Raw genomic sequence first — 17,641 nt, 5'->3', positions numbered from 1 at the left:
CTGCAGAAATTAAGTTTTTTATTGTATAGATATCTTCGCAAAATCATATATTTCGAAGTTTTTCCGATTTCATTGAATGAATTTTAAAAAACTACCCCCATAAAATGATTAGTTGGTCCGAATCTTATATAAGGGAAGAAGAGAGTCGTTGTAATACTTGATATATAATATTCATCCTGAATCTATTTAAGCTAAAGTATAAAACATTATAATTTATTTTATTATCGAATATAAAGATATTGAAACGTGCTATACAATCAATTTCTCCATTAGCAGATTTATTAATGATTCAAGAGATATTTAGTAGTCATCTCCTAAAAGTTTTATGGTTTTATCTTTTATTCTTTGTAATTTACCTTCTTGCTTCGCTTCTAGAAGAAGTAAAGCATCCAGTTGGAAATGTCAGCTTAATGGAGACATGCCAGAAGGTATAACGGATATAATGTTTTTTGTCATCTTTAAATGTGCCTCTTATTTTATGTTTTTATGAATAGATTATTTGTTCGTCACCATATCTTTGAATTAGCGCACTTCGGTTTTTGCTTTACGGGCATTTACACCCTCGCATTAGCCTTGGTCAATTTCTCTTAAACCTTGAAGTAGGGGACTTACGACTCATAAATAGCGGGACAAATCCCAGTAATATTCGCTAAAGATAGTACGAGTACATGATATATAAATAGGAAAATAACCTACTTTGAAAATTATACCAAAATAGTGAAATGACATGTATTAGAATGTATCGTTTGTTTGTATAAAACGTGAATAAACACTTTTATATAAAGGTTGTTGAAGAGTTTGTATGTTAAAAATATTTCGAAATACTTGTCAAAAATACTATATTAAAATTTCTATAAAAATAGTAATATGTAAAGGTAGTAGAGAGGGACATAAATGTTGGGGATCTGATTTATTAGAACGTATATTAAAAGATTACATAAAAATAGACCTCTTCCAGCTACAAGATTACTACAATTTAAGGAGAGGGTGTGCAGAAGTGAAAAAGATTTGGCTATCTGTATGTACCGCTATTACGGTTTGCGGTTTTCAGACAGTACCTGTTGCAAATGCGGACACTACAAGCTCTACTTTGGCAGCTAGTACCGTCACAAATGAACAAGCGGTAAATTTCGATGGCTTGATTAAGGATAATATGAAAGGTAATGGTATATGGACAGTACCATATGGGTTGCAAGGGGCTAGTTACCTTGGAGACGTTACCAAATATAGTGGTATGATGGTTCATGTTATTGGTAGTGCACAGGTTGGGAGTGTGCTTTGGTATCATGTACAGATAAATGGGAAAGATGGAGGTTGGCTTGATAGTAAGGTTCTAAATGCTGCAACGAACGTCAATCAGAATCAGCTGGTCGTCCTTACAACAGGGAATGGAGTTTGGTCTAATCCATATGGTCTAAATGGCGCGAGCTATATCGGTTCCACTAATAATTATGTAGGAAAAGAAATAAAACTGATTCAGAAATTAACGATAGGAAATGTTGTATGGTATCAATTTAGCGTAAATAATCAAGTCATTGGCTGGCTCGATAGTCGTGCGTTAAGTGGTTTGACGAATTTGCAAACCATAAATCAAACGGCTGTGATGGGTGCGACAAATGTCAATGGTATATGGAGCATGCCATATGGCCTTCCAGGTGCAAATTATTTAGGATCGACCGATCGATATGCTTTTCGAGATCTGCAGTTACTGGAGAGCGCTACATACCAAGGTGTACAATGGTATAAGTTTAGTATAGATGGTCAAGTTATTGGCTGGATTAGCAGTTATGCGTTAGACAATGCAGGGATAGCAAAGCCGGCAAACTTTTCTGTTACAATTGGAAGTACGGATGGTAACGGCATATGGACTGTACCGTATGGCATTGCTGGTGCACAATATGTACAAAGTACCAATGATTATACATATCAAACGCTTCAAGTTGTGAAGACTGCAACAATAGGAAATGTTACTTGGGATCAAGTAGCAAAAGACGGTAAGCTGTTAGGCTGGCTCGATGCCGGGAAGGCACTTACGGATTTAACGAATATAAAAGATGAGAATCGAACAGCAGTTATAAAACCATCTACGAACGGTGATGGCATATGGACTTTACCATATGGGGAATATGGCTCGAAATTCGTAGAATTTACAAATAATTATAAATATCAAATGGTACAAGTGATACAAAGTGCTACAAAAGGTTCTACTACTTGGAACAAAATTAAGCAAGGCGATCGTATTTTAGGTTGGGTTAATGCGAATGTATTATCTTCGCAAACTGCATATACTCAGTTGGATCCAAATGGAGAAGTTCATTATAACTGGGGATCAGGAGCTCCTGCTGGTTTTCCTTCTCAACAGTTTCAAGCTGATTTTGTTCAAAATAAGCAATTGTCTGGAGGAGATTACTTTGTTCAGTCGTTTGCAGATGACGGTATAAAGGTTTCGGTTGATAATAATCTAGTCATCGATCGCTGGACATTAGCTGCTGGTGAAACGAATCGCGCTATATTACCAAATGTAGCAGCAGGCTCCCATAGCATTCATACGCAATATTATCAAGATGGTGGACAAGCAGCTGTATTTTCAGATGTAGTACCATTTGGTAGCTGGCTTGCATATTACTATCCGAATGAAACACTTTCTGGATATCCTGTTGGCGCTAAGACCCTTTCACAAGCAGCAAATGGCGGCTTACAAGATGATAATGGTCTTGAAGGCTCCCCAGTTACAGGTGTACCAGGAACTCATTTCTCAGCACGCTATGTCACAGCTAAGCACTTGAAAGCTGGTCAGTATCTTTTATACACGGGAGCAGATGATGGAGTTCGTGTATATGTAGATGGGCAAAAAGTTGCAGATACATGGGGGTATAATACTTACAACGAACAAGCGTTAAGAATTGATATTCATGATAACCAAAATGCAACAAATGGATTAGCTGATGTTCACTGGATTGAAGTGGAATATATGCAAGGGACAGGCTTTAGTAAAGTAACGACAACACTGAAACCTGCCTATACATTTATTGACGTTTCACACTGGGAAGGAAATATAGACTGGAATCAAGTGAAGCAGTCTGGCATTAGTGCTTCTTATATGAAAGCAACCGAAGGTACTTCATATACAGATCCAACCTATGCACAATACGTACAAAATGCATCTGCAGCAGGCCTTTTAGTTGGAGCATATCACTTCGCTCATCCAGAACAAAATGACCCGATAGTGGAAGCGAAACATTTTGTTGATGTATTGAATCAATATCATACCGATTTAATGCCTGTACTTGATCTTGAATCACCATCTAGTCCGACAAATACGATAACAGGATCTTATGTGTCAAACTGGGCACGTACCTTTATTAATTACGTACAGCAGACAACAGGAAAACGCGTTATGCTCTATACGGGCCGCTGGTATGTAAATGGTTTTAACATAACTGGACTCGGCGATGTACCTATTTGGGTTGCAAAGTATGGCTCTACCCTTCCAACTACATTAAGTGATTGGAAAGGCTGGAATTCTTGGCAATATACAGACAGTGGGAATGTAAATGGAGTAGGAACGGTTGATATGTCTGTTACAACTTCTTTAGATGGACTTAAGCAATAACGGATTTCATACCTGTATATTCAGGGAGAAGAAAATACGAAACTTAATGAAAAAAGCAGACCTTTTTAGAAAAGGGTCTGCTTTCTTTCATTAAAAAGATAAGAAATTGTATTATTTTAAGGGATTACAAATCAAGAATTTGTTACTTTTAATAATGGCTAGATAGAATGAATGCTTATGATTCAATTAAAAATTAATATGAATGAAAATAGGATGATATCAAAATTCTTTTTTAGTAAATTTTGAATATCATCCTGTTTAATGTATCCTTGTATATTAATAGTGTGGAATTCATTATTTGTCATCAAATAGAAAGGAAATCTTTTTTGATTACCATTCAACCCCATGTTCTGATTCAGAAATGATTATACCACCGCCGTCACCTCTATTTAATTCAGGCACAGGTAAATTAGCATGGCCATCTTGTTTAATTATATCACCATAATCCCCCAGAGAAAATGCAGGTGCACCGCCACCATCTCCACGATTCAAAGCTTGGCTATTGGATTCGGTAAAAGTATTTAAACTCATAGTTAAAGCACTCGTAATTGCTAGTCCCGTTATTAATAAACCAATTTTTTTCATTATTTTAATGCTCCTTTTTCACGGTATTTTTTGCTCGCCATGATACTCATGTAAAAATACTGACTTGCTTTTGAATTATTTTCTTCTTCATAGAATTTCAATGCTAATTTTTCAGTATATTCTTTTACACACTCCCATAAACCTTCGCTTTCAAAATACGAAATACCTTCCAACACTACCTTTTCTAATTCTGTAGTGTGAGAATGTCTATTTAATTCTTGTAAAATTATAAAACGATGTTGGAATTCTTTGTTTTTTAGTTCATTGCAGAGATTTAATCCAGATTTAATGAATTCATTTGCAAGCTCAATTCTACCTAATTTGTAATTTTCCTCAGCCATAGTAAAAATAGCCTTATAATGTCTAGGTGATTTTTCAACAACTTCAGAAATGTGACGAATTGCTAATTCTGAAAGATTTTGACTTCCGTACAGCCATCCTAAGTTACTTCGAACCATTAAAACAGCTTTTTCACTATTTAATTTTTTGAAAACATCTAAAGCAGTATTGAAGCTTTCCTCTGCTTGTTCAAATTGCTTTAAGTCGATACAACATAAAGCAAACATATTTTCACATAGAGCTACATTAATTTGATAATCTTCATGTTTTGCAAATTCTTCTTTTGCTTTTTTTATGTAATCAATTCCTAGTATTGGTTGATACGATTGATAATAGAAATAACCTAATCGATAATTAAACTCAGCTTGTTCAAATGGATTCTGAACATACTTTAAAAGTTTTTCAGCCTCTTCGTATTGTTCTTTTGCTTCTTTATATTTTGTAATGAGTGTAAAATGAAACGCTTTGAAAAAATGATAATAATATGCCAGAAATCCTTCACTTGGAATTTTAAAAGACTCTACCTGATCAAAACTGTCTTCTTTAATCTCTATCCAGTCTGTTAAAACTTTGTATCTAAAATTTAGCAAAGAATAATATAATAATAATTCATGATCTTGTTCTACATTGTTGATTTTATAATCAATACCTTCTTTTAATTGTTTCGATTCAACAAATTGTTGTTTCAATATCGATTGATACCAATTATTGAGTAAACGTGTAAGTTGTTCTTTTGTTATGACTTCTGTACTCATAGTAGATACGCCTCCTTTTTAACTAAATATTACCATAATTCCGACTGTTGGAGGGGAGGGTTAATTTCTAGAGAAATTGATAAAAAATAATCAGAATATTCTTTATATTCTGATTATTTTTTTATTAAAAAACCTGTAATGTGTAGGATTTGCAAAGAAAAGAGGTGTGAATTGCACCTAACGGATTCTCATTTGGAAGAAAAAAGTGATAATTAAAAAGTTGGATGAGAGACCACATAGCAATATTTTGGTCTGTTTTTTTTATTATTAGAAAATGAAGAGATTGCTTCGTTTAAAACGTGGTTTCATCAAATTTTAATCCATACGACATTAAAACAAAAGCGGAAAAACATTTTTCTTTTTTACAACCTGAAACAGTTAGATCTCTATCATGATTAGATTCTAAGCTGGTTTAAGGAACATCGGCAGCGAAATCAAGCATACTTACTGTTACAACCATTATATCTCTATTGATTTTCTTCAAACTGACAGGAAGCAGGTCGGTCAGTGTGTAACACTTTACCGAAAACAAGACGATATAACAGAAGTGATGAAAAGAGTCCCAAAAAATGCAGATAAAAGCAAGAAATCCATATTTTACGAAACGTTTACTGTTCGCGGATTTGAATTTTACAATCTGTTGATACGATAGAAGTGTTATCGATAGGAATAAAAAAATTAAAGGAGATGTTTATGGTTACCTTAAGGAAGTTTAACAAGTCATTTTTTTCACTTATCATGATAGTTGCATTCCTACTCAGCAGTATTGTTGGCTATACGCCAGTGCATGCGGCAAGCGATGCATATAGTCTCACAGAAGCAGAAAACTTTAGTTCCAAGTCGGGTGCCTACCTTAAAGTTGAATCTTGTCCAGATGGTGGACAAAGTATAGGAGGTACGAATGACAATCAGTATTTAGCATATAAAAATATTGATTTTGGTAGCGGTGCTAATGGTGCTACGAAATTTAGTGCAAGACTTTCAGTAAAGGGATCAAATGCAGGCGGTAATATTGAGATCAGGCTTGACAGTCCGACAGGTCCTTTAGCGGGAACACTTACTGTCGCTGCTACAGCACCAGACAACTGGAATGTCTACCAGACTCAATCTACCGATATCGCCAATGTTACCGGAACTCATGATGTATACCTTGTATTTAAGGTAGCGGCGGGAAAAACATATGTAGCCAACCTCAACTGGTTTCAATTTTCAAAAACGTTGAACGAAGAGCCAATAGAACTGCCATTATCGAATAAGGATATGACGGTTACTGGTGATGGAGCAAAGATGCAAGGTGGTGCAAAAGCTTTTGATAAGCTGATTGACGGTATGATAAGTGAAAGTTCATTGGCGGAATTGAAATGGGGTCTCACTGGAAATGAAGGAATTTCACTGCCGTTACCCGTTGATTTTAACTTTACTAAACCACAAGAACTAACTAAATTTATTGTTTATAATCGTCCGCAATATACGAATGGGAAAATTAAAAAACTAAGTGCCAAAGCCTATACTGAAGCAGGAAAGGAATATGATTTAGGCGCAAAAACTGTTCAATTTGACGATAAATCGGTAACATTTAATCTTGCGGAAGCTGCTATACCGTCTGGAACTAAATTTACAAAGATAACGATCATCTTTGAGGAATCACATAGTGGACCTCTTTTGTTGTCTGTGGCAGAGGTTGAAGTTTTTGCAAAAATAAAGCCGAAGATTCTTACAAGCATTACAGCACCTGCAACGATTAAAGATGTGGTAAACGGAACAGTGCCTACAGCGGCGGCCCTTGGATTGCCAAGTAAAGTAGCACTTGTGACCGATGGCGGAAATGTCGACGTACCTGTGACATGGAATATAGCTGATTCAGGTTACGATCCAGCTGTAAAGACCGAGCAGAATTTCACGGTAACGGGAACATTAGAACTGCCAGCAGGGATTGCAAATCCGAATAATGTAGCATTGTCAACAAGCATCAATGTGACTGTTCTTGCTTCAACAACACCTGAGAAGGATACTAGCTATAAATTCAGCTTTATGGCTATTTCAGATACCCATGCAAATGCACAAGGAGATATCAACGATGCTGTCCTAAATTATGCATTGCAGGACGCAATTAGTAATAATGTACAAAGCGTTAGCGTTGTTGGAGATCTTACCGAATCTGGCACAGATGCACAATATAATACATTCATGAAAACAATGAACAAATATCCTCAACTTGATCGCAACTTGGTTTTAGGGAACCATGATGTAAGGTGGATGGGAGGATTTGAAACTGCTAAAAACAGATTTTTGACACATACTGGTATGCCAGGTGTTTATTATGATAAATGGATAAACGGATATCACTTCATCTATTTGGCAACGGAGGCTGATGACAAAGACAGTGCATATATTTCGGATACCCAGTTGCAGTGGTTAAATGATAAGTTGGCAGAGGGTGCAAGTAAAGATAAACCGATCTTTTTATTCGTCCACCAGCCATTAGGGAATACAGTTTCAATGACAAAGCCTGAGGATTCTTATCAAAGCGATGAGGTACAGGATCAAAAGTTTAAGGATATTGTGGGGAAATACCCTCAAAGCGTTTTAATAACGGGACATGCACATGATGATATAAGGCTGCCGGGTACCTTGTATAACAAACAGTATTTTACAATGATAAGAGATGGAGCGATTAAATATAATCCTTCTTATACAAAAGAGCCAGGTGCTCAAGGCTTGATTTTTGATATTTACGCCGATAGAGTGGTGATAAATGGAAGAGACTTTTCCAAAAAGAGTACGATAGCTACCTGGACCATCAATAATTATACGGAGGATGCACTTGCAGCAGATAAACAAGCGCCTACCGCACCAGCTAATGTCACAACGAAAGTATTAACAGACAATATGGTAAATCTTTCATGGGATGCAGCTACAGATAATTTTAAGGGTAATGTAGGTGTTACAGGCTACGATATTTATAATGGAGATACTCTGATTGGATCAACAACAGGGCGTACGAACTTTAAAGTAACAGGATTGACTCCAAATACGACATATCAATTTACTGTAAAAGCTAAGGATGAGGCAGGAAATGTTTCAGAGTTTAGCAGCCCATTAAAAGTTACCACTTTAGGCTACGATCCTGCTCCGGTAAATTTAACTTTGAACAAGACGGTTACATCCAGTGGAAGTGTGACAGGTTACGAAGCGTCTAAGGTAGTAGATGGATCAGCTTCAAGTGGCAGTAAGTGGTCTTCAAATACTAACGGAGACAAATGGCTGATGGTCGATCTTGGACAAAACTATGACATATCTAGATGGGTAGTAAAGCATGCGGGAGAAGGCGGAGATAGCTTATCTCTGAATACTAAAAATTATAAGCTTCAAGGAAGTCTGGATGGAACTACTTGGACTGATCTTGATTCTGTAACAGGAAACGTTTCAAACGTCACTGACAGGTATATAACGAAATCCAACGTAAGATATGTAAGACTTTATATTACTACGCCGCAAAATTATGCTGAAACGGGAACTGCAAATATTTATGAATTTGAAGTCTATGGACGGGACGCCGATGTTCAGCCGCCTGTTACAACGGTAACGACGGATGGAGTTACAGGTGAGGACGCTTGGAATGCAAAGGATGTGAATGTGAAGTTCACTGCAGATGATAATCCAACTGGAACTGGTGTAAATCGCATCGAGACAAGAGTAGACGGCGGCGATTGGACAAACAAGACCGAATTGACGCTGACTGTTGAAGGTATGCACAGTGTTGAATATCGTGCTATAGATAACGCCGGCAATGTGGAAGCAGTGAAACATCTTGCTATTGGCATCGATAAGACGGGGCCAGCAATCGCGGTATCTGTACCGGAAGATGGAAGCATTTATGAAAATTCCGGGGATTTGACGCCTCAGTTTACATTGAACGATAACTTTTCGGGTGTCGACAACAGCAAGACGACGGTGACGCTCGATACGCATTCTTACAAAATCGGAACGGCGATTCCGCTGTATACCTTGCCGCTTGGTCAGCATACCCTTGTTATATCTTCAAGTGACCTAGCCGGTAATCAGGAAAGCAAAACCGTTCACTTTCAGACAGTGGCAAGCATTGATTCCTTAAAGGCGTTGGTAACACGCTTTGCTGATACGAAATGGATCGACAATGCCGGAATTGCCAACAGCCTGCAGGCCAAATTGGCAAACAACGATTTGAACAGCTTTGTGAATGAAGTGAAGGCGCAAAGCGGGAAACACATTTCAAGTGAAGCTGCAACTTATTTGCTGCGAGACGCTCAATATGTGTTGTCACAACAATAGCGCATTTATAAAAAGATAGAGGAAACGGATTCCAGCATAGCTTGAGTTATAAACAAAACAGACGACCAATTCTATGGTCGTCTGTTTGTCTATTGGGGGTAGATGATAAAATAAATTGCTATGTCGTTTAATTCTTATTATTGAGGATTGATTTAGCAGACGGAAATGAGGTAGAGACACTCTTTAGTTCATATAATCTACAGTAGGAAGTTCATTTAATTTATAACGTAATAGATTAATGATATAATGGATGTGTGGTTAAAAATGTAAAGTATATCATATACTTTATAAATGCCTAGGAGTGAGTAATAGTGAAGATTAGGAATGTTACATTCAATAAGGATCAAAACGGTGAAATCCGATTTTAAAAAAATAGGGTGATTCTCTATTTAGATATAGAAAAGGGAGGAACTGTACTTCTTTTCTGTGAAATAAATCCGAATGAACATACGATCAAAGCCAGCAATGTATCATTTGAGGGGTTGTGGTGCCCTTGTTGTGATAAAAGAAATATGTCTATATGTCCAAGTCTATACAGCAAGAAAGATACATTGTTGCGTGAAGCATATGATCTTCTAGAACAACATTCCGATACGAATTTTTCTACACTTACAGGTCCATTACAGATTATATAAGAAAGATAGAAAGGTGCCATAGTGATGGCGCCTTTTTAAATTTGCCTCTTATCTTATGTTTCTATGAATAGATCATTTCTGCATGCGCCTACCTTTTGGTTAGCCCGCTTAGGTTTTTGTTCTTACATATGAAACAATTGTTTTGGTCATATGTTTAATCGCGATTTTTGTTGACTTTGTCAATTCTTCGGTAATATTTGCAATCGAATTCATGTTATCACAAAGATAAAAAAACATGTTGAATATTTTAGAATTGACATGACATTAGATTAATTTTATACTGTCAGTAACATATTACTGTTACTGACAGTATAATGTTATTAACAGTAATAATTTTGATGTTATGTTAACGAAAAAAACTTTTTTACACTTAAATTAGGAGGTTGTATATTTCATGAAACATACAGGGAGACATACAGGTGCATTTCTTTTGCTGTTTTTAACAGAGGGAGATAGCTATGGAGGGAAACTTCTGCAGAAATGTGAAGAAGAGCTTCCCATCAATCCAATTGATAGTGCTATCATATATCGCACACTAAAAAAATTAGAGAAAGAAGGTGCTGTTGAGTCTTACTTGGACACATCTGATCAAGATAAGCCGATAAAAATGTACAAAATTACTACAGTTGGAAAAAAACAATTAGAAGATTTTCAAATAGATATTGAAGAAAAAATTAAGAATTTATCATTTTTCTTAAACAAATATAAAAAATGGGAGGAGTCTAAACATGATTAATGGCGCTATCCTTTACGCTATAGCCATTATTCTTACCAGTATTTCTTTTATAAAGGATCGAAATAAAACAAAAGACGCTCTATTAAAGTCATGGAAAATGTTTCGTAATCTTATACCTTCCATGCTATCGATTATGCTTTTCGTTGGACTATCACTATCTATATTAACGCCTTCCTTCATTTCTTCCATCATTGGGGAAAAATCTGGATTCATCGGTATTGTTTATTCAGCAATAATTGGCTCTGTTGCACTTATTCCAAGCTTTATTGTGTTTCCTCTTGGACATACATTAGTCCAAAATGGTGCGGGCCTCCCTCAAGTTGCGGCATTAATGTCTACATTAATGTCAGTAGGAATCACAACTTTACCGATGGAACAAAAGATATTTGGGCGAAGTTTTGCTTATTCTCGTAATGCATCTGCATTGTTAATGTCTCTCATATTCTCGTATATTATTTGGGTGGTGATGGTATGAATGAATTAAGAAGATATCGTTTCTTTTTCATTTTACTATTGGGACTCATTATATTGACTTTTATAAACCAATCGTTGGGATGGAACGCATTTCAATTAACAGGAAAAAGTATTTTAGATATGCTGTTTCTACTTCCCCCTGTCTTAATATTCGTAGGGTTGCTTGACCAGTGGATGAAGAAAGAAACATTAATTAAATATATGGGGAAAAAATCTGGCATCTATGGCATCTTGTTGTCCCTATTATTAGGAGGAATTGCAGCTGGTCCCCTCTATGTTGCTTTTCCGATTGCGGCACTTTTATTAAAAAAAGGAGCGAGCATACGATACATTGTATTTTTTCTAGGAGTTTGGACAACTGCAAAATTACCGGTTATGGTGTATGAATTTGCTTCATTTGGAGCTAAATTTACACTCATTCACATTTGTTTTGGTCTATTATTTTTCTATCTAATGGGTATTATTTATGAGAAGTTTTATGACCAACGACAATTGTTAAAGTATGATATAACTAAAGAAGTTTAGATTTAAATCAATAAGTCTTGAAGCGCCTCAATCTCAGATTCTTTTGTAGCTGTAGATTTTAAATAACGTTTGATCAAACCCAGCATTTTAAGATAAGTAAAAAGAATCCATTTTGAAAAAAGATTAATCAAAATGGATTCTTTTTCAGCAGTTTTAAGTTTAGATTTTATAAAAAACAAACCTGTATGAATTTATTGGTCAATGGGATAAAACGATTCATCTTTTTGCAAACGGTATAACTTTCTTAAAAAAGGTACGACTTTGTTTCAAAGCTACAATAAAGTCTCAAATAAGTGAAAATGTACTAATCAAACTATAACGATTTTACAGGTACACATATTTCGCAATAATCGTTGTTAATCATAACACTCGTGTATCTTTCTAAAATCGGTTTGTTGTCAATTTGATATCCACTGTTGTGTAAAGCTGGAAAAATTTCAGCCCATGCTTTTTGAATATCTTCCGCTGTATGTTTGACTTTGCAAATAACATACTTTCCACCAGAAAGTTCACTTTCGCAAATGGAATTATCAATTTGATAATCCTTTGAAATCACAATACAAGCATCATATCTACAGTTTTCAGGAAGCGTTGTTTCAGGGTTATCTTGTGGAATTCCAAGTATGATTGCCGATTTAACAAGATTTTTCTCCTCAGCCCATTTCTTTAACTTTTCCATTGCTTGAATGTTAGCAGGACCATATGGCCCAACCTGTCGCACATATGCAATGCGATATTTTGGAAGAGTTTCAACTTTAATATTCATAGTTTCTTTTTCCTTTCTCCAATAATATTGACTACATTTCGAATACTATTATGATATAAAAATATAATCAATTATTTTTTTAAAATTGATAATTTTCTTACTCAATAAACGAGGGTTTTTCTTAAAAAGGACCTATTCATTACTCAAGTCCCTAAGTCCATAAAAATTTTAAAAATCCCTTCTTTTTCATTAAAAGTAGGGATTTTTCTTGTGTTAATTTATCTAGTTTATTTAATAAAGTACTACACTATATTGAATAAGAAAATATATCTTGTCACAACTGGATGATCTAGATTTATTCCGCATTAACGGGTGGTAAGACCCCCACTGATGGAGGTTTTACTTTATCAAATTTTCACTTACAAGCAGGAATTACATACTTACCAAATAAGTCTAAGGATGAAAGCACTTTATGATGTTCTAAGCCACCAAAATTCATTACAGCCATAAAGTTTGTAACACCTATTTCACGGTAAGACTGAATTTGTTTAATAACCTCATCAGGACTCCCGATTACTGGATTAAAATTCTGTTTAAGGACCTCATATGAGATATTTTTCCCATGCGGGGTATTCATAAATAATTGATAAGGACCTTTTGCATTTGATTCAGCTTCTGCAGATGTTTCAGCAACATGAACATGGAAGGCAACGGGGATTTCTAATTGATCTGGATTACCATGTCCTGATTTTTGATACACATTTTTGTATGTATCAATAAGCTTTGCTAATTCATCTCGTGATTTGCTAAATCCAAGCCCCATGAAATTGCTTCCCATACTGGCGACATGAGTAGCACCATTTTCACTAGAGGTTGCAATCCAGTGAGGGGGAAACGGAGCTTGAATTGGCTGGACACTAAGCTTGATTTCTTTATATTGAAAAAAGTCCCCTTGATGAGAAAAAGGCTTACCTGACCATGCTTTCTGTAACACTTCTAGAGACTCGTTAAATCGCTGAGCTTTATCCTCTAATGAAATATTATAACCATCAAATTCTTTCTGATTATATCCACTACCTAATCCCAAATCTAATCTCCCGTTTGATAAAAGATCGACAACCGCATAATCTTCAGCAATTCGTAAAGGATTATGTAATGGAAGTACTGAAACACCTACGCCAAGACGGATTCTATTCGTTCTTTGAGATACCGCAGCGAGCATAACTGCTGGAGAGGGGTTGATGCCAAAATCTGAGAAATGATGCTCTGTAAACCATACCCCATCAAAATTCATTTCTTCAGCTCGAACGGCTTGGTCCAATACCTCGTTGTAGAATTGTCTGGGTGTTCGGGATGATTGATTTGGGTAATGGTCAAATATCGTTAATGTACTAAATTTCATTTAATTTCACTCCAGGGAATTTTATTTAACTTCTTTACTTCACGGATAGATTACAAAAACTCAAGATGATACTGTACTTAAAAATAATCATTCTAGTTTTCCGAATCATTCCACTGACGACTCATTTCTAAACCATAATCCATGTCGTAAACTTCTTTTATAGCTTTAACCTTTTCAAGACTCTCTTGGCTAAAGATAGGTTTGTTTTCAAAAGCATGAAGAACAATTCTTTCAAGAAGAACGCCTAGTGAAATATCGTGATACTCTGCCATTGCTTTTAAAACTTTTACCATTCTTTTTTCCATTCTCATGCCAGTTTGTACACGTTCAACTTTAATTTTTTGATCTTTTCCACTTGCTTGTTCGTTATGTTGTTTCATAATTACACGTCCTTTTTGCTCAAAATCACCATTTTGTTATTTTTATACCGATGTACCATTATAACAGTGATGGGCATATTGTCAATTATGTTATTTTATTAGAGCTTTAAAAGAAAGAACAGTAAATGTCCTAGTTAAACAGGACATTTACTGTTTTTAGTTGGAAAAGTGTTTTTTCTTTTCTTCAAGTCTGCCAGTTAATTCGTTAAAATTTTGAACTACATCTGGCATCGATAATTGCTTTGCTAATGAACACCCTTTTTGAATGGATTTAGAGGCTTCTTCCAATAAATTTGCTTTTATTTGAGCATCCGCAAGACAATACCAATAAAACCAGGCATCCATTTCTGAAATTTTATCGTTATAGAATTTTTCAATGACAGGGTAGTATTGGGAATATAATTCAGCATCAAAAGCCAATTTTTTACCGTTCCATTTTAATACATCTACAAGGTAGCTATCAGCAATATACCACTGCCAAACTGCTAAACCTACCTTTTGATTTCCGTTCAAAATATCCATCTTATGATAAGGAACATCTGCAATCTTTTTGAATGAGTTATCATTCCACTGGAAAATTTCAAGTTTATTTCCTGCTGCTGCACCGATTGTAACACCGAATAAATATTCTTTTATACCATCACCAGTAATATCAGTTAAACCTGAAAACTCCAAACCAACGCCTTGAGTTTTTGTCTCCCAAATTTTTTGCCAATTATTATTTTCTCTCTTTAAAACCATTACTCCAAACTGAGAGGGAGAGAGTTGTTCTTTTGCTTTAATATTTAAGTGAATGAATTTATTAAATATGATTATTGATATTTATATGAAAAGTGAGATGTTTTAATATTTTCAATGTTTCACTCTTTTTTCCTTCAACTATTGTAATTCGGGGAAAACAAATGTTATTTCAAATCTTCCATGGAAAATACGTTATTTTTCTCAAAGCCACTGTTGATTTCTGGAGTCAGTAGCAATCGTAATGGATCTTTTGTTGACCATTGGTAATCGCTATGTTCCTTTGAGAGAACTACACATAAGTATGTAAGAATAATTACTTGTCTTGTTGAGTTGTTTTTGCAAGGGGTTGCATATAAAATCTTTTCAATTGAAACATTTCACCCAACTTCATCATCATTAGTTCGTTGTATAATTAATGCCTTGCTTAAATTTGTTGATAATATTTAAATGCTCCTGTAAAATTATACTAGTTTCTATTTATGCAAACGTTTTCGTAAAAAGAGGATGTTAGCTTATAATCTACAATCAATCCTTATTTTATAGGGGGCAGGTGTAATGGGATGAAGAAATTTATCTGATTGCTACAATACTTTAACTGTATAACGGCTAATTTTTGTAAAAGGGGAAGTAGGGGAATTGTAAATGATTGAAGTAAAGAATGTTACTAAGGGTTATAAGATTTTAGAGAGGAAGCCAGGTTTAATAGGTGCAATAAAGGCTTTAATAAAACGTAAATATTATGATAAGCAAGCGGTAAAACCAATTTCTTTTTCTGTAGAAAAAGGAGAAATGGTCGGATATATCGGATTCAACGGTGCTGGAAAGTCAACCACTATTAAGATGCTGTGTGGAATTTTAACTCCAGATACTGGTGAAATTAAGGTGAATGGAATTATTCCATATAAAAACCGACAGGAAAATGCTAAAAATATTGGAGCTGTTTTTGGCCAACGTACACAACTTGCTTGGGATATACCGGTGCGGGAATCTTTTGAACTATTAAAACATGTTTATGAGATACCAGAAACAAAATATCAGGAAATGTTGTATGTATTTGAAGATGTACTGGATCTCGGTGCTTTAATGTTATTACCTGTTCGTCAGCTATCACTTGGACAAAAAATGCGTTGTGAGTTGGCTGCTGCCTTTCTTCATCAACCTTCTGTTGTGTTCCTAGATGAACCTACAATTGGTCTAGATATTGATGTAAAGGCGAAAATACGTAGTTTTATTAAGGAAATGAATAAGAAGCTGGACGCAACAGTTGTATTAACTACACATGATATGCAGGATATAGAAGAACTTTGCCGGCGGATTATTATTATTGATAAAGGGTCTATTATTTATGATGGGGACTTACAAGATCTTAAAGATCGTTTTTCTTATAACCGCATCCTATCTTTAGAATTAGAAGAGCACACAATGTTTGAAATTCCTGTATCATTACAAAATGACATCGTGATACATAAGAGTGAAGCAGAAAACTTATCCCACGTAGAGCTAAGTTTTCACACAAAGACTGTTTCATCTGAATTTGTGCTTTCAGAACTCGCAAGGCACAATAAAATATCAGACTTGACTATTTCAAATCCTAAATTAGAGACGATTATTAAAGATCTTTATCAGCATGGAGGTGAGGAATCCCTTGAGGAAATATTGGGAAATGCTTAAAGTGCAGATAAAGCTAGATGCTTCTTATGCAGCATGGTATTGGGCAGGTACATTTGCAATTATCGTTAAATTATGTACGTTATATTATTTTTGGACTGCTGTTTACGAGAATAAGGAAACTGTTGGAGCACTTTCACTAACTAATATGCTAACTTATATGGTCATTGCTTTATTATTGGAACAATACGTATCTGGAGTAGGAAACAATTTAGCGAGAATGATTAAACAAGGTGACATAGCAATGGAACTTATGAAGCCATATCATTTGTTAGATAAACTTGTAGCGATGGATATAGGACAAAAAATTTCTAATTCTATACGTACAACGTTTCCTATGCTACTGTTTGCCATCTGGTTTGTAGGGATTCAACTACCACAATCATTAGAGGCTTTTATACTATTTACAGTAAGTGTGGTTTTAGGTATTTTAATTGGAACTCAATTAGATCTTATTATTGGTATATTAGCTTTTTGGACTGTTAATATATGGGGACTTCGACTGCTGCGAGAGTCCGTTATTCAGTTTTGTTCTGGTGCGCTTGTCCCATTATCGCTTTATCCACAATGGTTTCAAGAAATTAGTATGTTTTTGCCCTTTCAGTCTATGGTCTATGTACCTGTTTCTATTTATACGGGTTCTATATCCGGTGCTCAGGCTTATATGGCAATCGCCACACAATTTATATGGTTAATTTTTATTACAATTCTTGTCCGATTCCTATGGACGTTAGCGATTCGAAAAATCACAATATTTGGAGGGTGAGTGAA

General features: G+C 35.3%; 12 protein-coding genes and 2 pseudogenes. 8 read left to right on the top strand and 6 right to left on the bottom strand.

Features of this window, described 5'->3' with window-relative positions; all coding sequences use genetic code 11:
- Nucleotides 1-802 precede the first annotated feature (802 nt).
- Together ACTDJC_RS07925 and ACTDJC_RS07920 are read left to right on the top strand one after the other, a co-directional pair.
- Nucleotides 803-2,257, top strand: a pseudogene (locus ACTDJC_RS07925) (GW domain-containing glycosaminoglycan-binding protein); the annotation flags it as partial.
- 36 nt (nucleotides 2,258-2,293) lie between these two features.
- A pseudogene (locus tag ACTDJC_RS07920) lies at nucleotides 2,294-3,607 on the top strand (GH25 family lysozyme); the annotation flags it as partial.
- A 336-nt stretch (nucleotides 3,608-3,943) separates the two neighbouring features.
- On the opposite strand, the gene ACTDJC_RS07915 reads toward ACTDJC_RS07920, so the two are convergent.
- Complete coding sequence (locus tag ACTDJC_RS07915) at nucleotides 3,944-4,198, bottom strand: Phr family secreted Rap phosphatase inhibitor (RefSeq protein WP_253629229.1); 255 nt, start codon at nucleotides 4,196-4,198, stop codon at nucleotides 3,944-3,946.
- Complete coding sequence (locus ACTDJC_RS07910; RefSeq protein WP_440603085.1) at nucleotides 4,198-5,292, bottom strand: hypothetical protein; 1,095 nt, start codon at nucleotides 5,290-5,292, stop codon at nucleotides 4,198-4,200. The genes ACTDJC_RS07915 and ACTDJC_RS07910 overlap by 1 nt, the downstream gene beginning before the upstream one ends.
- Before the next feature lie 693 nt (nucleotides 5,293-5,985).
- On the opposite strand from ACTDJC_RS07910, the gene ACTDJC_RS07905 reads away from it, so the two are divergent.
- The 4 genes from ACTDJC_RS07905 to ACTDJC_RS07890 all read left to right on the top strand — a co-directional run bounded on the left by ACTDJC_RS07905 (nucleotide 5,986) and on the right by ACTDJC_RS07890 (nucleotide 11,973).
- Entirely contained in the window at nucleotides 5,986-9,603 is a 3,618-nt protein-coding gene (locus tag ACTDJC_RS07905) for a carbohydrate-binding protein (protein ID WP_440603084.1), read from the top strand.
- 1,029 nt (nucleotides 9,604-10,632) lie between these two features.
- Nucleotides 10,633-10,974, top strand: a complete 342-nt coding sequence (locus ACTDJC_RS07900; RefSeq protein ID WP_253629233.1) for a PadR family transcriptional regulator — start codon at nucleotides 10,633-10,635, stop codon at nucleotides 10,972-10,974.
- Nucleotides 10,967-11,449 (top strand): hypothetical protein, encoded by a 483-nt coding sequence (locus ACTDJC_RS07895; protein WP_440603083.1) that lies wholly within the window; start codon nucleotides 10,967-10,969, stop codon nucleotides 11,447-11,449. Before ACTDJC_RS07900 ends, ACTDJC_RS07895 begins: the two co-directional genes overlap by 8 nt.
- A complete protein-coding gene (locus ACTDJC_RS07890; protein ID WP_440603082.1) occupies nucleotides 11,446-11,973 on the top strand; it encodes a permease in 528 nt (175 codons plus the stop codon). The genes ACTDJC_RS07895 and ACTDJC_RS07890 overlap by 4 nt, the downstream gene beginning before the upstream one ends.
- A 313-nt stretch (nucleotides 11,974-12,286) precedes the next feature.
- Here the strand turns inward: ACTDJC_RS07890 and ACTDJC_RS07885 are convergent, their stop codons facing one another.
- From ACTDJC_RS07885 to ACTDJC_RS07870, 4 genes are all read right to left on the bottom strand, one after another.
- Complete coding sequence (locus ACTDJC_RS07885; RefSeq protein WP_440603081.1) at nucleotides 12,287-12,739, bottom strand: AraC family transcriptional regulator; 453 nt, start codon at nucleotides 12,737-12,739, stop codon at nucleotides 12,287-12,289.
- Nucleotides 12,740-13,094: 355 nt separating this feature from the next.
- Nucleotides 13,095-14,081, bottom strand: coding sequence for an LLM class flavin-dependent oxidoreductase (locus ACTDJC_RS07880; protein WP_440603080.1), 987 nt, complete (start codon nucleotides 14,079-14,081; stop codon nucleotides 13,095-13,097).
- Nucleotides 14,082-14,173: 92 nt separating this feature from the next.
- A complete protein-coding gene (locus ACTDJC_RS07875) occupies nucleotides 14,174-14,461 on the bottom strand; it encodes a hypothetical protein (protein WP_429709462.1) in 288 nt (95 codons plus the stop codon).
- A gap of 156 nt (nucleotides 14,462-14,617) precedes the next feature.
- Nucleotides 14,618-15,202 (bottom strand): hypothetical protein, encoded by a 585-nt coding sequence (locus tag ACTDJC_RS07870; RefSeq protein ID WP_440603079.1) that lies wholly within the window; start codon nucleotides 15,200-15,202, stop codon nucleotides 14,618-14,620.
- 642 nt (nucleotides 15,203-15,844) lie between these two features.
- On the opposite strand from ACTDJC_RS07870, the gene ACTDJC_RS07865 reads away from it, so the two are divergent.
- Both ACTDJC_RS07865 and ACTDJC_RS07860 read left to right on the top strand, forming a co-directional pair.
- Nucleotides 15,845-16,873 carry an ABC transporter ATP-binding protein gene (locus ACTDJC_RS07865; protein WP_440603078.1) on the top strand — a complete coding sequence of 343 codons (1,029 nt, stop codon included), beginning with the start codon at nucleotides 15,845-15,847 and terminating at the stop codon, nucleotides 16,871-16,873.
- Entirely contained in the window at nucleotides 16,866-17,636 is a 771-nt protein-coding gene (locus ACTDJC_RS07860) for an ABC transporter permease (protein ID WP_440603077.1), read from the top strand. Before ACTDJC_RS07865 ends, ACTDJC_RS07860 begins: the two co-directional genes overlap by 8 nt.
- Nucleotides 17,637-17,641 lie beyond the last annotated feature (5 nt).

This window comes from Bacillus sp. GB_SG_008 (assembly GCF_052038115.1).
Classification (GTDB): Bacteria; Bacillota; Bacilli; order Bacillales; family Bacillaceae_G; genus Bacillus_A; species Bacillus_A rhizoplanae.
This window is presented reverse-complemented; position numbering and strand designations above follow the sequence as displayed.

Excerpts from the sequence above, each read along its gene's own strand:
- ACTDJC_RS07915 (WP_253629229.1), bottom strand. The coding sequence starts at position 4,198 with ATGAAAAAAATTGGTTTATTAATAACGGGACTAGCAATTACGAGTGCT.
- ACTDJC_RS07910 (WP_440603085.1), bottom strand. The coding sequence starts at position 5,292 with ATGAGTACAGAAGTCATAACAAAAGAACAACTTACACGTTTACTCAAT.
- ACTDJC_RS07905 (WP_440603084.1), top strand. The coding sequence starts at position 5,986 with ATGGTTACCTTAAGGAAGTTTAACAAGTCATTTTTTTCACTTATCATG.
- ACTDJC_RS07900 (WP_253629233.1), top strand. The coding sequence starts at position 10,633 with ATGAAACATACAGGGAGACATACAGGTGCATTTCTTTTGCTGTTTTTA.
- ACTDJC_RS07895 (WP_440603083.1), top strand. The coding sequence starts at position 10,967 with ATGATTAATGGCGCTATCCTTTACGCTATAGCCATTATTCTTACCAGT.
- ACTDJC_RS07890 (WP_440603082.1), top strand. The coding sequence starts at position 11,446 with ATGAATGAATTAAGAAGATATCGTTTCTTTTTCATTTTACTATTGGGA.
- ACTDJC_RS07885 (WP_440603081.1), bottom strand. The coding sequence starts at position 12,739 with ATGAATATTAAAGTTGAAACTCTTCCAAAATATCGCATTGCATATGTG.
- ACTDJC_RS07880 (WP_440603080.1), bottom strand. The coding sequence starts at position 14,081 with ATGAAATTTAGTACATTAACGATATTTGACCATTACCCAAATCAATCA.
- ACTDJC_RS07875 (WP_429709462.1), bottom strand. The coding sequence starts at position 14,461 with ATGAAACAACATAACGAACAAGCAAGTGGAAAAGATCAAAAAATTAAA.
- ACTDJC_RS07870 (WP_440603079.1), bottom strand. The coding sequence starts at position 15,202 with ATGGTTTTAAAGAGAGAAAATAATAATTGGCAAAAAATTTGGGAGACA.
- ACTDJC_RS07865 (WP_440603078.1), top strand. The coding sequence starts at position 15,845 with ATGATTGAAGTAAAGAATGTTACTAAGGGTTATAAGATTTTAGAGAGG.
- ACTDJC_RS07860 (WP_440603077.1), top strand. The coding sequence starts at position 16,866 with ATGCTTAAAGTGCAGATAAAGCTAGATGCTTCTTATGCAGCATGGTAT.